Below are 18,204 nucleotides of genomic sequence, written 5' to 3' on the forward strand. Positions count from 1 at the left end.
CCGGGACCGTAGTGCGATGCCCATGGTCACCGGCCCGTGTAGCAGGCGATGGAGATGTCGTCGACGTTGGTCTTGTCGACCATCGCGTCGGCGACGAAGGACACGGTGTGCCCGCTGCCGGGCTTGGCGCCGGACTGGATCAGCTGCTGGGTGGCCACCGCCGCCGCCTCGCCGATGCCCTGCACGTCGTAGGCGACCGAGGCGGTGACCAGGCCCTGCTTCAGCGCGTCGCACCAGCTCCGGTCGGCGTCGAAGGTGTAGGTGCCCACCGAATCCGGCGCCACCTGGCCGCGGCCGACGGCGTCGGCGACGGTCCGGCCGACGGTCACCGCGTTGACGTCGTAGGTCACCAGGAACCCGCACAGCTTGCCCTGCGACTGTTGCAGCATCGACTCGGCCGCCTGCTGGGCGATGGCGTTCTGGAACTGCGAATGGGCAACGGACAGCGTGTATCCCAGCGGTTCGAGCACATCGCGGATGCCCTGGTTCCACTGGATCGAGGCCGGGTCGTTGCCGGGTCCGTCGATCACCGCGACCTGTTTGGGCGCGTTGCGGCGGCCGCAGTCGTCGGCGGCGCGCTGGGCGATGGTGCGGGCGGCGTGCGCGACGTCGACGCCGATGAACGCGTCGCCGAGCCGGGTCGACATCATGTTGAGCACCACGGTGTAGATCCCGGCGCGCTCGGCCTGTTCGATCACGCTGTCGAGCAGGCCCAGGTCCTGGTTCTGGAGCACGAGCACGTCGGCGGCCTTGCGGGCGATCAGGTCGTTGATCGTGCTGATCATCCGGTCGCTGGAGAAGTTGGAGTCGTAGACCTGGAAGTCGGCGCCGAGGTTGCCGAACGAGCGCTGCATCGTCGAGCCCCAGTTCTCGGTCAGCGCATAGCCTTTGTAGAGGATCGGGACGAAGGCGACCCGCTTGCCCTTCATCACGTCGTGGGCCTTGCGCACGGCGTCGTTCATGTCCACGTTCGCGCCGAAGGCGGCGTCGCCCGAGGCGGCCCCGGACGAGCCGGAGCGGCTGTCCACCGAACATCCGGCGATCGCGAACGCCGTGAGCGCGGTGGTCACCAGGGCGAGTGTCTTCTTTCGGTTCATCGTCGAACCCTCCTGTCGTGGGCGGTGTCGTGCTTGGAAGTGGTTGTGGGAGAGGGCATTACAGTTCGCCGGACTTCTCGGTCTCGACATTGCGGGGATGCAGCCAGGCGTCGAAGGCGATGGCGCCGATGAGCACCGCGCCGCGGATGAGGTCCTGGACCGCGGTGGTGAGGCCGTGCAGCACCAGCAGGTTGTTCAGCACGCCGACGAACAGCGAGCCCGCGAGCACGCCGAGGATCGTGCCCCGCCCGCCCGACAGCGACACCCCGCCGATCACGGCGACGGTCAAGGCGGTGAACAGGATCGGATCGAAGGAGGTGACGGTCGTCTGCACGCTGCCCTGGATCGAGACCGCCACGTACCCGGCCAGCACCGCCAGCGCCGCGGCGATCACATAGGTCAGCACCTGCAACGGGCGCACCGGCGCGCCGGTGGCGCGGGCGGTGTCGAAGTTGTCGCCCATCGCCCGGATCAACCGGCCGGGCGCGGTGTAGGAGATGAACAGCCACGCCAGCGCGAACACCGCGGCGGCCACCAGCACCGGGCGCGGAATCCCCAGCAGCGAACCGTGATTCAGCGCGGCGATCCACGATCCGGCGGGCACGTTGTAGACGTTGCGGCTCAGGAACAGGATGTCGACGCCGCCGATGGCGAGCATCCCGGTGGCCAGCGTCGCGAACAGCGCGGGCACCTCGAGGTAGGCGATCAGCACGCCGTTGAGCACCCCGACCAGCAGGGCGAGCCCGGCCATGAGCAGGATCGCCCGGCCCTCGGGCATCCCGCGGTTCATGAACGCCAGGGTCGCCTGCGCCGAGCCGAGCCCGATCCCCGCCACCGACAGGTCGATCCCCTTGCCGAGGATGACCACCGCCTCACCCACGGCGAGGATGCCGAAGGCCGCCGAGAGCGCGGCGATGCTGGCGAAGTTGTTCAGCGACAGGAAGTTCGGCGTCGTGAGTCCGCCCACCAGGCCGATCAGCACGGTGCCGCCGAGCACCAGATAACCCTGTTCGATCCGCGCCAGCCGGGCCCGGGGCGCGAGCTGCGGGCGCGTGTCCAGCGTGGCCGCGGTCATCGCCGACCACGCTCGTCGTTGTCGTATGGCTGCATCGCCGCTCCTCGTCGTCATGTGATGTGGCTGACAACTGTGTCGGAGAGCACAGCCGCGCGACATCCGGCGCGAGTCGGATTCGGCTACGACGTTCGGCTGATCGATCGTCGGTAACTGCGGGCGATCAGCGCCGAGCGCAGATACCACAGTCCCGAGGCGCGCGAGGCGTCCAGGCCGGTGAGCTGCGCGATGCGTTTGAGCCGGTAGTCGACCGAATTGGGGTGCAGGTGCAGGCGGCTGGCGGTGCGTTTGCGGCTCTGGTCGTTGACGACGAAGACCCACAGCGTGCTCAGCAGGTCGGGGTGGTCGTCGAGCGGATCCAGCAGCGCGCTCAGCTGATCGAGTCCGGGGCCGGGCCGGGTGAGCTGGTATTCGAGCGCCAGGTCGTCGAAGCGGTGCAGTCCGGTCATGCCGAGCCGCGACGCGAGGTCGAGCAGTTCGTGGGCGCGGTCGGCGGCCGCGGGGATGGCGGAGATCTCGGCCCGGGCGACGGTGGCGGTGATCGGCACGCCCGCGATCCGCGTGAGGTCGGCGACGAGGTCGTCGAGTCCGGCATCCTCCGCGAGCGTGGTGGGCACGAGCACGGTGCCGCCGTCGAGGGACAACACGTCCAGCGCGGTGCCGCGGAACCGGTGCGCGAGTTCGCTGCGCAGGCGGCGGATGGGTCCGGCGGTCGGGACGCCGGGATCCACCGCGGGCGCCACGGCCAGCACCCAGTACTCGTCGGCGATGTCGATGCCGCCGTTGCGGGTCAGCGCCGAGGTGGGGCGGCCCTCGATCAGCGCCGCCGCCAGCGTGCGGGCCGAACGATATTTTCCCGCATGGGCTTTCGGCTGCCGCTCGTAGGCGCCGGTCACCGTGGAGGTGATCGTGGCCAGCAGATCGAGCACCGCGGCGCTGTCGATGGTCTGGCGGCGGCCGCCCGGCTCGTCGAGCTCGAGGGCGAGGCGGACGCCGTCGTGGACCAGCCGCAGGATGGTGTCGATCGGAATGCCGTCGCGCGCCCAGCGGGTCGCCTCCTGTCGGAGTCGACGCAGGTGCTCGGGTCGTTCCTGTCCTGCCAGGATGCAGATCGACAGTTCGAGGCATTCCTGCACGGCGTGCGTGAGGCTGTGACCGTCGCACCGCGACGGATCGCGATGCGGCCGGTCCAGTTGTCGTTGCGGCACTGCTCCTCCTCCCCGGAGTCGACGGATTGTCGCGTTCTGGCGAGGTTATGGGGGGTGCCGGGGGTACGGTGTTCAAGTATTTGGACACCCGCAATGTGACTTGCGCCATTTAATACATAAAATATAATACTGATCACAGGTTTTCCCTTCGCGAGACAAGGTGGTGTCGCGTGCCCTCGACATCGACGTATCCCGGCCTCGGCCCGGCCCGGCCGGAGATCGCCTCGGCCTGGTCCCGGTCGCGGCTCAACGGCCTCGACGAGAATGTCACTCCCCGCTTCGATCCGGACGCGATCGCCGTCGACTCGGCCCTGCTGCGCGCGGCCCGGCCGGTGCTCGAGCGGGCCTGCGCCGAACTCGAGGGCACCTCGGTCACCCTGTTGCTCGCCGACCAGCACGGCCGGGTGGTGGATGTCCGCTGCGCGGATCGCTCGACGCTGCGCGGGGTGGCCGATCTCGGTGTGGTGCCGGGCATTCGGCTCGCCGAGGACGAGGTGGGCGCGAACGCGGTCGGCACCCCGATCGAGACCCGGCAGGGGTTGCTCGTGGCCGGGCCCGAGCATTTCATGGCGGCGTTCCAGGGCTTCACCTGTTACGGGCATCCGATCGTCAATCCGGTCACCCGGCGGCTCGAGGGCGTCCTCGACATCAGCGGCCGGGCCGGGGACGACCACCGGCTGTTCCCGCCCTTCGCGCGGCGCGTGGTCCGCGATATCGAGGAACGCCTTCAGCTGGACGCGTCGCGGTCGCAGCGGCAGCTGCTGACCGCCTTCCAGGCCGCGGCCACGCACCGCAAGCGCGCGGTCGTCGCGGTCGGCCACGGCCTGGTCCTGGCCACCCCCGCCGCGCTGGACCTGCTCGAACCGGCCGACCACGCGGCGGTGCGCCTGTGCGCGACGAGCGGCCGCGTCGCCGACGCGGTGACCCACCGGCTGACGCTGGCCTGCGGGCGCGACGTCCGGTTGCGGTGCGTGCCGGTCGACGACGACGGGGTGCTGGTCGACATCCTTCCCGAGCAGGACACCGGGCGCGGCGGCCGCCGGGCCCCGCGCGCGGTGGGCTGGCCGCTGTTGGTGGTCGGCGAATTGGGTTGCGGCCGAACGACGGAGGCCCGCCGGGCCGCGGGTTCCGGCGCGGAGATCCTCGACGCCACCGAGACCGTGCGGATGGGCGAACGGGCCTGGGCCGCCAATGCCGCGCGCCTGCTCGACGGCGCCGGATCGGCCGTGGTGGTGGAGAACATCCAACTGCTGTCCGACCAGCTGACGACCCTGCTGGCCCGGTGCCTGCGCGCCACGAGCCGCAATGTCGTGCTGACCTCCACCCCCGGCGATCACCTCGACGCCGACCACGCGGCGCTGGCGGTGCTCTGCGCCGACCGGCGGGACCTGCTGCCGCTGCGCCGCCGTCGCCACGAGATCCCGCTGCTGGCCCAGCGCATGCTCGCCGAGGCGAGCCCGGGCGGCCGCACCCGGCTGACCGCCGAGACGCTGCGCGTCCTCGCCGAACAACCGTGGCCGGGCAATCTGGCGGAGCTGCGGCGGGTGATCACGGCCGTGGCCGAGCTGCGCTCGGCGGGCGACATCATCCCCACCGATCTCCCCGCCTCCCACCGCGGCCGCCACGCGCCCGGCTCCCCGCTGCGCCAGGCCGAGCGCGAGGTCATCGTCGCGGCCCTCGCCGCCGCGGGCGGGAATCGACTTCAGGCCGCGCGGGCGCTGGGAGTCAGTCGCTCCACGCTCTACAACCGGCTGCGCGCGCTGCACATCGACTGATCCGGCTCCCGCGTCACCGCCGGCTGCCCGCGAGGCTTTCCTTATATTCGGCGGATGTCCGCGAGGACCGCGCGCGGCTTCCTTCACAGGCGGCGGATGTCCGCGAGGACCGCGCGCGGATTTCCTCACAGGCGCCGGATACCGGCGAGGACCGCGCGCAGCAGGTCGAGGTCGGCCGCAGGGGCCGGGGCCGGGGCGTGCAGGGTCAGGCGTCCGGTGTCGACCAGATCGCCCACGAGCACCTTCACCGCCGACACGAAAAGCCTTGTGTGCGCGGACAATTCGGCGATCGAGAGCGGATGCTCGGCGCACAGCCGGAGGATCTCGCGGTATTCGGGATCGAGCGCGCCGAGATCGGCGGGGATGCCGACCGCCGACACGAGGGTCGTGATGTCCAGCTCGCGCAGGCCGCGGCGCGCGACCCGGCCGCGGGTCACGGCGTAGGGCCGGACCAGCGGGCCGGGGTCGTCGTCCGCGGTGCTCACCGCGGTGGCGGGGTGACGCCGCGGGAGAGTCCGGCGCGAATCCGGTCCGGCGGCAACGCGATCTGCGGTGCGTCGCGATCGATGATGTCCCACGGGAGCAGCGCGATCGCGGTGATGCCGCCGTACACCGATTCGGTCAGGCGCACCGAGATGTCGTGCCGGGCCGCGAGCCGGCTCACCACGAACATGCCCAGTTGCCGCCGCCCGGCCAGCGCCATCTCGTGGAATTCCGGTGGCTCGCGCAGCATCTCGTTGAGCCGACCGCGTTCCTCGGCCACGATGCCCAGCCCCTGATCCACGATCTCCACGACCAGCCCGCGCCCGGCCATGGTGCCGTGCACCGTGATCGGACACTCCGGTGGGGAGAACGTCGCCGCGTTGTCGATCAGTTCGGCGAGCAGATGCAGCAGGTCGGCGACCGCGGGACCGACGACACCGGCGACGGGCAGGCGCACGGTGTGCACGCGGGCGAAGCCCTCGGTCTCGGCGGCCGCGCCGCGCACGATCTCCTCCAGCCCCACCGGTTCGCGCCAGCGGCGGCCGGGCTGACGGCCGCCGAGGATCAGGAGGTTCTCGGCGTTGCGCCGGGCGCGGGTCGCCAGATGGTCGAGCCGGAACAGCATTTCGAGGTGTTCGGGATCGAGCTGTTCGGCCTCGGCCACGTCCAGCACGTCGAGCTGCCGCCGGACCAGGGCCTGACTGCGGAAGGCGATATCGAGGAAGACCTTGTTGAACCCCTCGCGCGTGCGCGCCTCGCCCACGGCGGCATCGATGGCGGTGCGTTGCGCGATCGCGAAAGCGTCCGCCAATTCCCCGATCTCGTCCGCGCCGCGATCGGCGGCCGTGCTCGCCTCGGACACGTCCACGGTCTCGCCGCGATGCAGGCGCGCGAGGATCGCGGGCAACCCGTCGCGCGCCATGGCCAGGCTCGCCGCCCGCAGCGCCCGCAACCGGCGCACCAGCCGGTTCGCCAGCAGCACCGCGAACGCGACGGCGACGAGGGTGGCGAGCACGATGGCCGTGCCCACCGCGAGCGTGCGGTTGAACGAGTGATCGGCGATGTCGCGGGAGGCGGCCACGGAGAGTCGATACTGGTGACGCAACAGTTCGACCAGGTGCGCGCGCACCGTGCGCTCGGCCGCCAGCCAGCGGTCGGCGGGCAGCGGCAGCGTGCCGTCCGCGGCCAGCGCGGCGTGCGCGCCGTCGAGCAGCGACCACTCCGGGGCGCGGGTCAGCTCCCGGTACTCGGCCTCGACCTCGGGCAGCAGATGGGGTGCGAGCATGTCGAGCTGCTGGCGATAGCCGCCCTCGAGCTGGGTGACCGTGCGGCGCGCGGCGGGGTCGAGCGGGCCGTCGACCAGTCCCGCCGCGATGTGCGCGACCATCCGCGCGTGGGTGTCGCTCGCCCGCAGCAGCGCGGTCCCGGTCACCTCGGCGGCCACGAGGGCGTTGTCGGGGGAGGTGTGCACGGTGCTCTCCTGGCCGCCGTCGGCGATGGCCGCCACGAGGCGGGTGTAGAAATCGTCCACCTCCGCCAGATTGGTCGTGTGCCCGTCCACCGCCTGCCGCACCGCGGGCAATCGGCTTATCAGCGCGCCGAATTCGACGCTGAACCGCGAGATCCCCGCCCCGTCCAGGTGCTGGGCGCTCGCGGAGATGCGGACCGTCTCCGCGAGCGCGGCGTCCAGGGCCTCCCGCCGCGCCCGCAGATCGGCCGTCGCGGCGGGCGCCCGGGCCACGGTCAGCATGCTCGCGGTCCGCTCGTCCTGCACGGCGCCCACGAACCCGAGCAGCGGCTCGATCACCGTCGCCCGGTAGCCCGACCAGTCCCGCACCGTGGCCGCGTGCGCGGTGAGCGCGGCCACGGTGACGGTACAGACGAGGAACAGCGCGGCGCCCGGGACGAGCGCGATGGCCAGCACCCGCGCCCGGATGCCGGGCGGCCGGAAACGTATGCGCGGCAACGACATCGGTCCAGACTCCGGTATCGGCTCAGGCGCCCGCGGCCGCGGGATCGGGATCCGTGGACGTGGGATCGGCGACCGTAGACTTGGGATCGGCGACCGTAGACGTGGGATTGGCGACCGCGGCCGAGGGATTGGTGACCGCGGACGAGGGATCGGCGACCTCGGCCGCGGGATCGGGGTCCGTAGCCGCGGGATCGGCGTCCTCGAGCCGGGCCGCGCGCGTCTCGGGCAGCGCCAGCACGCACACCAGCGACAGCACGCACAGCGCGGCGAGGAACAGCCCGAAGGCCAGGCCGCCGTAGGCCCGGGTGAGCGCGGACGCGACGAGCGGCGGAACCGCGCCGCCCAGAATCCCCGCGATATTGTAGGTCGCCCCGCTGGCGGTGTAGCGGTACCGGGTGCGGAACAGCTCCGGCAGGAACGCGCCGACCGGACCGTAGCCCACCCCCGCGATCGCCGTGGTCACCGTCGCGCACACCGCGTACGCGACCACCCCGCCCGCGTCCACCAGCGGGAACAGCACCAGCGCCCACCCGACGGCAACGGCGTTGGCCCACACCAGGATTCGCTTGCGCCCGATCCGATCGGACAGCCACGCGCTGACGGTCATGGCCACGCCGAACATCGCCCCGGGCACGATGCTGATCGCGAGCACGGTGGTGCGGCTCAGCCCCAGATGCGAGGTGCCGTAGGTGAGGAAGTAGCTGACGGCGATGTAGTAGAACGCGAACACCATCACCAGCAGCCCCGAGGCGAACAGCACCTCGCGCGGCTGCCGCCGGATCGCCTCGGCCAGCGGCACCGCCGCGGTGCCGTGCCGCGCGGCCTCCGCGGCGAAGACCGGCGTCTCGTCGATCCGCAGCCGCACCAGCAGACCCACGCCGACCAGAATCAGGCTGGTGAGGAACGGGATTCGCCACCCGTAGTCCTCGAACGCGCGCCCGCTCATGGTCGCGCCGGTCACCAGGAAGGTGCAACTGGCCAGCACCAGCCCCACCGACCCGCCGAACGAGCCGAAGACCGACCAGAATCCGCGCCGATCCCGCGGCGCGTTCTCCGCGGCCATGAGCGTCGCGCCGGTCCACTCGCCGCCGACGGCCAGCCCTTGCAGGAACCGCAACACCACCACGATGATCGGCGCGAGCACCCCGATCCGGTCCGCGGTCGGCATGATCCCCACCGCGGCGGTGGCCAGCCCCATGATCACCAGGGTCGCGACGAGCGTGCGCTTGCGCCCGATCCGATCGCCGAAGTGCCCGAACAGGATCGACCCGACCGGACGGGCGACGAACGCCACGCCCAGGGTCGCGAACGAGGCCACGGTGCCCGCGGCCGCGCCCAGGGCGGGGAAGAACACCCGCGGGAAGACCAGCGCCGCGGCGGTGGCGAAGATGAAGAAGTCGTAGTACTCGATGACGGTGCCGATGCCGCCCGCGATCGCTATGCGACGCATGTGGGTGGAGTTCGTGTTCTGGGTGCCGATCACGTTGTGTGCCTTGCTTTTCGGGATTTCGAGGGGTGATGCGTGCGCGGATGCGCCTACGGGGTGAGGGCGACGACGGGGCCGTCGGACATGATCACCCCGGTGTCCGTGTCGGGAGCGCCGGTCGGGGCGAGGCTCCCATCGGGCCGGATCGAATAGGAATGCACCATGGTCGTGCCGTGCAGGGTGAGCACGTCGGCCAGATAGAGATGGCGGCCGTCGGGGTGCAGCGCGACCTGGCCCGGCATGGTGCCCGCGGGCGCGGGATACGGCGAACCCGGCAGCGGGGTCAGCGCGCCGTCGTCGTGGATGTCGAATCCGGCGATCGATCCGCCGACCGCGTTGGGCACGTAGAGGCGTCGCCCGTCGGTGGTGATCACCGCGCCGTGCGGCACGCCGCCGGTGGGGTAGGGCGAGCCCGGCGTGCGGGTGAGTTCGCCGTGCGCCCCGATCGCGAATCCGCTGAGATCCGTACCGAATTCGTTGCTGACGTACAGGTAGCGGCCGTCGGGGGTGAAGCGCGGCGCGACCGGGCCGAGCTCGACCGGCGTCGCGCCCAGCGGGGTGAGCTCGCCGTGGTCGCCGATCGCGAAGCGGGACATGGTGTTTCCGATGTAGGTGACCACGTTCAGGTAGCGCCCGCTGGGATCGACCGCGGCCATGCCGACGGCGCTCAGCCCGTCCACCGGAACCGGCGGCGCCCCGGTCGGGGTCAGCGCGCCCGACGGGTCCACCGCGAACGAGACCACGTGTCCGGGAACCCCGCCGACCACCACGAACAGGTGAGAGCCGTCCGGTGCGATGCTCGCGGCGGTCGGCGGGCCGTCCAGCGCGGCGACCGCGCCGGAGATCGGGTGCAGCGCGCCCGCGTCGTCGAGCCGGTAGCCGGTGACCGTGCCGTCCCCGGCGTGCGGGACGTACACCGTCCGGCCGTCGGGCGCCACGACCAGCGACAACACGCCGAAGCCGGTGGGGAAGGGGTTGCCGGGCACGGGTGAGAGCGTCGCGTCCGCGCCCACCCGCAACACGCCGATGTTCATCGATGCGGTCCCCGCCACCAGCAGGAACCGGGGTGCCTCCGCCGCCGTGGCCCGGGGAGCCGGGGCCGTGACCAGGCTCATGAGTCCGATCAGCAGGACGATGAATGCGCGTGCGGCGCGGCGTGTTCCGGGCGGTGCGGACATCGATGTCTCCTCGGGCGAAATGTCTGCCTGAAGATTGCCCGGGTCCGCCGCCCGTGACTGTCCAACTATCTGGACAGTCGGGGCGGGAGGCGTGAACTTGACTTGCCCGACATGACCTCTCAGACACCGAGACGCGCCCGTCGTCGTGGTCGGACCGCCGGGGTGTTCGCGATGGCCGCCGCCGTCGTCGCGTCGCCCGTCCTCGCGGCGGCCCCGGCAACGGCCGACGCGCCCGGCTACCACCTGTACGTGCACGGTTTCCTCAGCGACGGCCTGATCGGTTTCCACGCCACCGACACCGCGATGCCGGTGCCGATTCCGGGCGCCGCGCGGTCGGGCATCGCGGCCTGGCCGCAGGCCGCCTCGCCCGACGGGCGACTGCTGTACGTCGCGTCGGGCGCGCCCGCGCAACTGCTCGCCTACACCATCGAGCCGGACGGCCGGTTGACCCCGCTGCCCGGCGCGGCCCTGCCGCTGCCGGACATCCCGGTGGACATCGCCTTCGCCCCCGACGGACGGCACGCGTATCTGGTGCTCGGCGTGACCAACGCGACCGTCCTGCCGGTGACCGTCACCGCCGGTGGCGCTCCCGTCCCGGCGGGTCCGCCGGTGTCGTTCGGCGCGTCGGCCGACGGCGTCTCCTCGGCCGTGGTGAGCCCGGACGGCCGCCACCTCTACGCGGCCAGCTATCTGCTCGATCAGATCGTGCTGTTCGACGTCGACTCCGAGGGCCGCGTGTCCGGGGAGCGGCAGCGCATCGGCACCGGTTCGGGCCCGATCTATCCGACGATCACCCCGGACGGCCGCCACCTCTACATCGCCAACGAACGCGGCACGAGCCTGTCGGGGTACGCGATCGCCGCCGACGGCACGCTCGCCGAACTGCCCGCCTCGCCGTTCCCCGCCGGACAGCTGCCGCACGTGATGAGCGTGACCCCGGACGGCACGCACCTCTACGTCCCGAACATGGGCTCGAACAAGGTCAGCGCCTACACCGTCGCCGACGACGGCACGCTGCTGCCGCTGCCGGACGCGATGGTCGGCGACGGCCCGCTGGGCGCGCAGCCCGAGGCCACGGCCATGTCACCGAGCGGGGACGCGGTGTGGGTGTTCGCCACCGACCCCGCGCGGGCGGGCCAGAACACGTTGCGCCGCTACCGAATCGGCGCGGGCGGCGTCCTGACGCAGGAATCGGTCACCACGGTCGACACCGGCACCCGGGTGGCGGACGGCCGCACGCTGACCCTCGTCCCCGCCTGAGGATGACGAAAACCGGCCCCCGGGAAATCTTTCCCGCGGGCCGGTTTCCGGAGCGAGCGTCAGCCCTGCTCGCCCGGCGCGGGCAGCAGGCCCAGCTGGGTCAGGAACGCGGCGTTGTCCCAGTAGCCGCGATGTTCGACGACCTTGCCGTCGCGCATCGTGAAGGTGTCCACCAGCGGGAAGCGCACCGCGCGCCCGGTCGGCGGGACCTCTCCCGCGGGGGTGGCCAGCGGGCCGGTGTGGGTGCCGGAGAAGGTGATCTCCGCGATCGCGGTGTCGCCGTCCTGCCAGACGTTGCGACGCTCGATCCGCAGATCGGGAAAGGCGGTGATGAACGCCTGAATGAGCCCTCGCAGCGCGTCGATGCCCGCGAGCGGGCCGGAGGGGAATTCGGACGCGACGTCGGCCGAGAACGGGCTCGCGGCCAGGTCCACATCACCCGACTCCAGGCCGTTGTAGTGCGCGGTGACGAAGTCGAGCAGCTCGCTCATGGTTGATTGCCTTCCGGATCGATGGGTCGCCTCGGGATGAGGACATCGAACACAATATTTTCCGCATCAAGTACATATGTCCAGAAGTTTGGACAGTCGGCGGCGACATCGGGGCCGTAGGTTCACAGCGGATAACGAACGAGCAACAGGGAGGTTGCGATGAGAGTCCGAACGCTCACGGCCGCAACGGTTCTGGCCATCGGCCTGGCGGCGACCGGCGGCGGTCCGACGGCCGCGGCGCCCCCGCCCGGCGTGCGCTACATGCTGATCGGCGGCACCGGATCGGCGAATATCGCCGTCCTGCGCGAGACGAACGGCCACCTGAGCAATACCGGGCCCACGGTGCCCACCGGCGTGGGCACGCTGTCCATCGCGGTCGCCGCCGCGGAGCATTTCGCCTATGTGGCGCATACGGTTTCGGGAACGCTCCAGGGTTTCCGCGTCACCGACTCCGGCGGGCTGATTCCCCTGCCCGACGCCTATCTGGCCCCGGGCGAGCCGGTGGTCGGCGCGATCGCCAGCCCCGACGGCCGCTGGCTGTTCGTCACCGTCGGCGGCCTGACCAGCAGCGTGGAGACCTACGCCATCGGGCCCACCGGCGGGCTGAGCCGGGTCGCCGCGGTGCCCATCCCCGGCGCGACGAGCGGTCTGTCCATCCCGGTGGTCTCGCCGGACGGCCGATACCTGTTCGCGCCCAGCTTCATCGGCGGGACCATGGACTCCTTCGCGATCGGCGCCGACGGCCACCTCACTCCCGCCGGTCCCCAGGTCCGCACGGGCGACCGCCCGGCGCTGCCGATCGTGACCCCCGACGGCCGCTACGTCTACATCACCAACGAGGGCACCAACGACATCTCCGGTTTCCGCATCGAACCCGGCGGCGCCCTCACCGCGATCGGTCGTTTCCCGACCAAGGCGGTCCCGCACGGCATGGCCATCACCCCCGACGGCCGCCACATGTACCTGCCGCAGACCGGCGGCCCCGGCGTCAACGGCTTCGACATCCACGACGACGGCTCGCTGACCCCCCTTCCCGGCGCCGAGATCATCAGCGCGCCAGGCCATTTCCCCGGCCGCGTGGTGCTGAGCCCGGACGGCGCGCGCCTCTACGTCATCGACACCCTCACCCTCGAGGGCACCGCCCGGGTGTTCACCTACCTCGTCCAACCGGACGGCGCCCTCGCCCCCTCGGGCGACCCGGCCGTGGACACGGGCGTGTTCTTCTCCGACGGCGCCACCGGGGTCTTCACCCCGGAGTGACCGGGGTGACCGGGGTTTCGACGATCTCCCGGCCGTGTTCGGTCGTGGCGAAGGCCCGGTTCATCAGCGGCCGCATCGGCGCGGACTGGACCGCGCGCATCACCCACGCGTTGACGCGGATCCCCAGGGCCGACTTCGGGGCCACGGCCGCGATCCGGCCGGGCGGAAGGCGTTGCGCCGACACGGTTCTGGGGCGCATGACCCGTTCGAACTCGGCCAGCGCGGCGGGCAGGCGGCCGGGGTCGTGGCGGACTCCGGCGGCCCGCAGCGCGGCGGCCAGTTCCGCCGCGCCCCGCAGGGCCAGGGCCGTGCCCAGGCCGCTGAGCGGGCTCGCGCACCAGGCGCTGTCGCCGAGCAGCACCACCCGCCCGGCGTGCCAGCTCGGCAGGTGGATCCGATCGACGGTGTCCATGGCGAAGTCGGTGGCCGTCCGGGCGGCGGCCACGAATTCTGCTGTGCGCCAGCCCATTCCGGCGAAGACCCGCTCCAGCAGCGCGAACCGGGCCGGGTCGTCGTGCCGCGACGGCAGGTCCTCGGCGGCGAAGGTCAGGCCGATCTCCTGCTGGCCGGGATGGCCGGGCCGCGCCCCGACGCCGCGGCGGCCGGGAGCGTTGTGGATCAGGAACCAGCCGTCCAGGCTCGGCGTCGCGGGCGTCTCGGTGAGGGTGAACCAGGCGTGCGCCAGACCGAGCGGCTCCCGGTAGCGCCGCTCCGGCCCGAAACGCAGTTCGCGGACCCGGGAGTGCGCGCCGTCGGCGCCGACCACCAGATCGAATTCCCTTGTCGCACCGCCACGGAACCGCACCAGCACCCCGGTCTCGGTGTCGGTCAACGCGTCCACGGTCTCGCCGAACCGGTGCGTCACCCCGGGCCCGGCCGCGTCGTGGATGATGCGGGCGAGATCGCTGCGCAGCAGCTCCGCCGAGGACACCAGGCCGCGCCCGCCGAACGCCGTCACCGGCATCTCGGCGAGCCGCCGCCCGGAGGCGTCGATCCACGCGGCGCCGCGCTGCGGGACGAGGCTGTCCAGCGCCCGCCCGAGCAGCCCGGCCCGGTCCAGCACCTCCCGCGAATCGCCGCGCAGGTCGACGGTCTGACCGCCGGTGCGCGGGGCCGGGGCGATCTCGGCGACGGTGACCGACCAGCCGTCCCGCTCCAGCAGGAGCGCGAGCATGTCACCCGCGATCCCGCCGCCGACGACGAGTACCTCTGCCATGACATCCTCCAGCCACTGATGCGAACAACTCGCGTTAAGCGTACGGCCGCCCCGGCACTAAACGCAATAGATTCGCGCTAAGATGCGAGGGTGCAAGCGACAGGAACCAGCCGCCCCGGTGGCCGCACGGCCCGCACCCGCGCGGCCGTCCACGCGGCCACCCGTGCCCTGTTGGCCGAATCCGCCGACGGCACAGTCGATCTCGCCGAGGTCGCCGCCCGCTCCGGCGTGCACCTCGCCACCATCTACCGCCGCTGGCGCAGCGCCGACGGCCTGATCATCGACACGCTCGTGGACGAGCTGGCCGATCGCTCGCCGCTCCCCGCGACCGGCGACCTGCGCGCGGACCTGCTGTTCTGGATCACCAACCTGCTCACCGGCCTGACCCGCCCCGACAACCTGGCCTTCGCCCGCGCACTCCTGCGCGCCGGGGGGCAAGGGGCGAGCGGGCTGGAATTCGTCGAACCCCGGGTGCGCCAGATCCAGGCCACCCTCGACGCCAGCGACACCACCGTGCTGACCTGGATGGACGTCTTCGAACTGGTCCTCGCCCCGGCCTACCTGCGGGCCCTGCTGTCGATCCCGATGGACCCGGCCGCCGACGCGGCCCGCCTGGTCGACAACCTCATGGCCATCCGCTCCGCACGGGAGCGGGGGTGAGGGTCGCTCACACGTACTTCTTGTCCTCCGCCCAGCGGTTCGGATTGAGTCTGCCCAGGGCGTAACCCTTTTCGATCATCGTGTCCGCGATGAACAGCGCGATGAGCCGATAGACCGCCTCGGTCGGGTGGCCCGCGTCGGTGGTGGTGAAGAAATTCCGGGCCTTGGCCATCTCCTCCGTATCCTGGTCGGCGCCACCGTATTTCGGGGTCAATTCCTTTTCCTGTTTGATCGAACGCAGACCGAATTCCGCGGCGTGCAGGGCGATGTAGCGCAGCCGCTCGAAGATCGGGACGAAGGTGACATTGTTCGGCAGCACGCCCGACTCGGTCTCCTTCCAGCCGTCGAGGGCCACGCAGCGCAAAATCTTGTTGAAGCGATCGGTGAGATCGACGTATCGTTTCACCGTCTCGAGTTCGCCCTCGGACTTCATTTTCACGATGCGCGGCGCGGTATTCGGATCGGGCAGGCTCAGGAACATGAAATGTTGTTCGTGGTTGGCGTCCGGGAACGCGGCCACGATGCGATTGCACACCTTCACGATGTCGAGGACCATCGGCAGCACGCCCTCGCCCGCGGTCGTCCCCGCGAGGACCTGGCCGATGACGTATTCGGGATCGTGCTCGGCGAGCAGCGGCGTCTTCGGTCCCGCCGACACCTTCCGGCGCAGCGGTTCGAGCGTCGCGACGTCCGCGGGCGCCTTGTCGTAGACGAGCTCCGGACCGAGGAGGGTGTCCGGCCGGTTGCAGGTCACGATGTCGTTCAACCCGATCCAGATGATGTGCAGCGTGGCGCCGGTGAAGGCCGTGCCCAGCTTCGTGCGCTCCTCGATGTACCGGGTGCACTGGGCCTCCAGATGCGACAGCGCGCCGCCCTTGGCCGCCACGTCCGAGGCGGCCACGGCCCCGCCCTTGGCCAGATTGGCGTAGCGCACGAGCGGACCGTTCTGCACGGTGTTCGACAACGGGATCTGCGATTGCGCGGTCAGCGATCGGAATATCGTCGACTTCTCCCGCGTGGCATCGGCGTTCAAAACGACCAGTTTGTCCGAGCCCACCCACTCGTAGAGGAAATCGGTCCAATTCCTGCCGTCGCTGTAGCGACCGGTCTCATTCGTCGTCATCTTCCGGGCGGCCTTGGCGATCGTTCCGAGAACCGTGATATCCATGGTCCCGATATCGGAGAGGCTGTCGCCGAGAACGATCAGATTCTGCAACGGGATGGTCCGGGGTTGTGTCATGACATACTCCGTGAATGCGGCGGCCGAGGACCGCGCAAAGGAATGGGGAAAGATCGACGGCGAACCCGAACCACCGACCCCTGCGAATGCTACTCGTCTCGATACCCCGCTTTCTCCGATTCGCCCCGAGAGCGGAAATTTTCGTGTCCCGAGCCCCGGGGACGGCCGTTCGGCCCGCGTACGCTGACCCTCGTGGATTTGCTCGTTGGCATCGATCTCGGCACGGGGAGCAGCAAGGGCGTTCTGGTTCGGCCCGACGGGGTGGTGCTCGCCGAACATCAAGTGTCGCACGAGATCTCGCTGCCGCGGCCGGGATGGGCCGAGGTCGATCCCGTGGGCGTCTGGTGGGCCGAGGTGTGCGCGATCAGCCGAGCGCTGGTGGCCGACGCCCCGACCGGATCGCGCATCGCCGGGATGTGCGTCAGCGGCGTCGGGCCGTGCCTGGTGCTGTGCGACGACGAGCTGCGGCCGGTGCGCCCGGCCATCCTGTACGGCATCGACACCCGCGCCGCAGCGGAGATCGCGAAGTTGACCGACCTGTTCGGCGCGGCGGAGATCCTGCGGCACGCGGGCAAGTCGCTGTCCAGCCAGGCGGTCGGGCCGAAGATCGAGTGGGTGCGCAACGCCGAACCGGAGGTGTTCGCGCGGGCGCGGCGCTGGTACGGCTCGAACTCCTTCGTGGTGGCGAAGCTGACCGGCGAATACATCCAGGACCATCACACCGCCAGCCAGTGCGATCCGCTGTACTCGATCCGCGACTTCGACTGGCACCGCGCGTGGGCCGAACGCGTCCTCGGCGGCCTGCCGCTGCCGCGGCTGGTGTGGCCCGCCGAGGTGGTGGGCACGGTCACCGCGGCGGCCGCGGAGCAGACCGGCGTCCCGGCCGGAACGCCGGTGGTGGCGGGCACGGTCGACGCCTACGCGGAGGCGTTCAGCGTCGGCGTGCGCGAACCCGGCGATCTGATGCTCATGTACGGCTCCACCATGTTCCTGGTCCAGGTGCTCGAGACGTTCCACACCCATCCCGGACTGTGGACGACGACGGGCGTCGAGCGGGGCACGTTCGCGCTCGCGGCGGGCACGTCGACCGCGGGCAGCCTCACCCAGTGGCTCCAGAAGCTCACCGGCGGTGCGCCTTTCGACCAGCTGATGGCCGAGGCCGCCGCCGTGCCGCCCGGCTCCGAGGGACTCGTGGTGCTGCCGTATCTGGCCGGTGAGCGCACCCCGGTCTTCGATCCCGACGCGCGCGGCGTGGTCGCCGGGCTCACCCTGCGGCACGGGCGCGGCCACCTGTTCCGGGCGTCCTACGAGGGCATCGCGTTCGGCGTCCGGCAGATCCTGGAGCTGTTCGACGACGCCGACTCCCCGGTGACTCGCGCGGTCGCCGTGGGCGGCGGCCTGCGCAGCCCGGTGTGGACCCAGGCCCTCAGCGATATCACCGGCCTGACCCAGCTGCTCCCCGAACAGGCCGTCGGCGCGAGCTACGGCGACGCCCTGCTGGCCGCCATCGGCGTGGGACTCGTTGCGCCCGAAACCGATTGGGCCCGCATCGCCCGCGAGGTTCCGCCCGATCCCGCCCACCGCGAACGCTACGGCGACCTCTACCGGACGTGGCTCCAGCTCTACCCGGCCACCCGCGACCAGGTGCACCGCCTGGCCGAATTCGGCTGAGCGCGTGCTCGTCCGCCGCGGTCAACCCTCACAGTCTCCGGACGGCCCCGTTGTGGGGACCGATCAAAGTCCTCGCTCGGGCTGACGAATCGGCCGAACGCGAGGAGAATTCCGGTGATTCACGCGCTCGGCCGA

Annotated in this window: 15 protein-coding genes; 5 read left to right on the top strand and 10 right to left on the bottom strand. The window is 71.2% G+C overall.

Going from position 1 to position 18,204, the window contains the following annotated elements; translation table 11 throughout:
- Window positions 1-26: 26 nt before the first annotated feature.
- From ACFYTQ_RS06845 to ACFYTQ_RS06855, 3 genes are all read right to left on the bottom strand, one after another.
- On the bottom strand, window positions 27-1,097 hold the full coding sequence (locus ACFYTQ_RS06845) for a sugar ABC transporter substrate-binding protein (RefSeq protein WP_387357688.1): 1,071 nt from the start codon (window positions 1,095-1,097) through the stop codon (window positions 27-29).
- 58 nt (window positions 1,098-1,155) lie between these two features.
- The gene (locus ACFYTQ_RS06850) at window positions 1,156-2,172 is read right to left on the bottom strand and encodes an ABC transporter permease (protein WP_387357689.1); all 1,017 of its coding nucleotides are present in this window, start codon (window positions 2,170-2,172) and stop codon (window positions 1,156-1,158) included.
- Between the two features lie 119 nt (window positions 2,173-2,291).
- Window positions 2,292-3,377 carry a PucR family transcriptional regulator gene (locus tag ACFYTQ_RS06855; RefSeq protein ID WP_387357690.1) on the bottom strand — a complete coding sequence of 362 codons (1,086 nt, stop codon included), beginning with the start codon at window positions 3,375-3,377 and terminating at the stop codon, window positions 2,292-2,294.
- Window positions 3,378-3,547: 170 nt separating this feature from the next.
- Between ACFYTQ_RS06855 and ACFYTQ_RS06860 the strand changes: the two genes are divergently transcribed.
- Window positions 3,548-5,152, top strand: a complete 1,605-nt coding sequence (locus ACFYTQ_RS06860) for a sigma-54-dependent Fis family transcriptional regulator (protein WP_387357691.1) — start codon at window positions 3,548-3,550, stop codon at window positions 5,150-5,152.
- 125 nt (window positions 5,153-5,277) lie between these two features.
- Here ACFYTQ_RS06860 and ACFYTQ_RS06865 read toward each other — a convergent pair whose 3' ends face one another.
- The 4 genes from ACFYTQ_RS06865 to ACFYTQ_RS06880 all read right to left on the bottom strand — a co-directional run bounded on the left by ACFYTQ_RS06865 (window position 5,278) and on the right by ACFYTQ_RS06880 (window position 10,271).
- Window positions 5,278-5,637 carry a DUF742 domain-containing protein gene (locus ACFYTQ_RS06865; protein WP_387357692.1) on the bottom strand — a complete coding sequence of 120 codons (360 nt, stop codon included), beginning with the start codon at window positions 5,635-5,637 and terminating at the stop codon, window positions 5,278-5,280.
- The gene (locus ACFYTQ_RS06870; RefSeq protein ID WP_387357693.1) at window positions 5,634-7,607 is read right to left on the bottom strand and encodes a nitrate- and nitrite sensing domain-containing protein; all 1,974 of its coding nucleotides are present in this window, start codon (window positions 7,605-7,607) and stop codon (window positions 5,634-5,636) included. Before ACFYTQ_RS06870 ends, ACFYTQ_RS06865 begins: the two co-directional genes overlap by 4 nt.
- A 22-nt stretch (window positions 7,608-7,629) precedes the next feature.
- Window positions 7,630-9,057 carry an MFS transporter gene (locus ACFYTQ_RS06875; protein WP_387357970.1) on the bottom strand — a complete coding sequence of 476 codons (1,428 nt, stop codon included), beginning with the start codon at window positions 9,055-9,057 and terminating at the stop codon, window positions 7,630-7,632.
- A gap of 86 nt (window positions 9,058-9,143) precedes the next feature.
- Window positions 9,144-10,271, bottom strand: a complete 1,128-nt coding sequence (locus tag ACFYTQ_RS06880) for a lactonase family protein (RefSeq protein WP_387357694.1) — start codon at window positions 10,269-10,271, stop codon at window positions 9,144-9,146.
- 111 nt (window positions 10,272-10,382) lie between these two features.
- On the opposite strand from ACFYTQ_RS06880, the gene ACFYTQ_RS06885 reads away from it, so the two are divergent.
- On the top strand, window positions 10,383-11,531 hold the full coding sequence (locus tag ACFYTQ_RS06885; RefSeq protein ID WP_387357695.1) for a lactonase family protein: 1,149 nt from the start codon (window positions 10,383-10,385) through the stop codon (window positions 11,529-11,531).
- 59 nt (window positions 11,532-11,590) lie between these two features.
- Here ACFYTQ_RS06885 and ACFYTQ_RS06890 read toward each other — a convergent pair whose 3' ends face one another.
- The gene (locus ACFYTQ_RS06890; RefSeq protein ID WP_387357696.1) at window positions 11,591-12,022 is read right to left on the bottom strand and encodes an ester cyclase; all 432 of its coding nucleotides are present in this window, start codon (window positions 12,020-12,022) and stop codon (window positions 11,591-11,593) included.
- Window positions 12,023-12,181: 159 nt separating this feature from the next.
- Here ACFYTQ_RS06890 and ACFYTQ_RS06895 point away from each other — a divergent pair, with 159 nt between their 5' ends.
- Window positions 12,182-13,282 carry a lactonase family protein gene (locus tag ACFYTQ_RS06895; RefSeq protein WP_387357697.1) on the top strand — a complete coding sequence of 367 codons (1,101 nt, stop codon included), beginning with the start codon at window positions 12,182-12,184 and terminating at the stop codon, window positions 13,280-13,282.
- On the opposite strand, the gene ACFYTQ_RS06900 is transcribed toward ACFYTQ_RS06895, so the two are convergent.
- A complete protein-coding gene (locus ACFYTQ_RS06900) occupies window positions 13,269-14,498 on the bottom strand; it encodes an FAD-dependent monooxygenase (RefSeq protein ID WP_387357698.1) in 1,230 nt (409 codons plus the stop codon). The two genes, ACFYTQ_RS06895 and ACFYTQ_RS06900, sit on opposite strands and share 14 nt — an antisense overlap.
- Before the next feature lie 90 nt (window positions 14,499-14,588).
- Here ACFYTQ_RS06900 and ACFYTQ_RS06905 point away from each other — a divergent pair, with 90 nt between their 5' ends.
- Window positions 14,589-15,158, top strand: coding sequence for a TetR/AcrR family transcriptional regulator (locus ACFYTQ_RS06905; protein ID WP_387357699.1), 570 nt, complete (start codon window positions 14,589-14,591; stop codon window positions 15,156-15,158).
- Window positions 15,159-15,165: 7 nt separating this feature from the next.
- Here ACFYTQ_RS06905 and ACFYTQ_RS06910 read toward each other — a convergent pair whose 3' ends face one another.
- Window positions 15,166-16,398: a hypothetical protein gene (locus ACFYTQ_RS06910; protein ID WP_387357700.1), complete on the bottom strand. Its 1,233-nt coding sequence runs from the start codon at window positions 16,396-16,398 to the stop codon at window positions 15,166-15,168.
- 192 nt (window positions 16,399-16,590) lie between these two features.
- Between ACFYTQ_RS06910 and ACFYTQ_RS06915 the strand changes: the two genes are divergently transcribed.
- A complete protein-coding gene (locus ACFYTQ_RS06915; RefSeq protein WP_387357701.1) occupies window positions 16,591-18,069 on the top strand; it encodes an FGGY-family carbohydrate kinase in 1,479 nt (492 codons plus the stop codon).
- Window positions 18,070-18,204 lie beyond the last annotated feature (135 nt).

This window comes from Nocardia sp. NPDC004068, from assembly GCF_042874315.1.
GTDB lineage: Bacteria > Actinomycetota > Actinomycetes > Mycobacteriales > Mycobacteriaceae > Nocardia.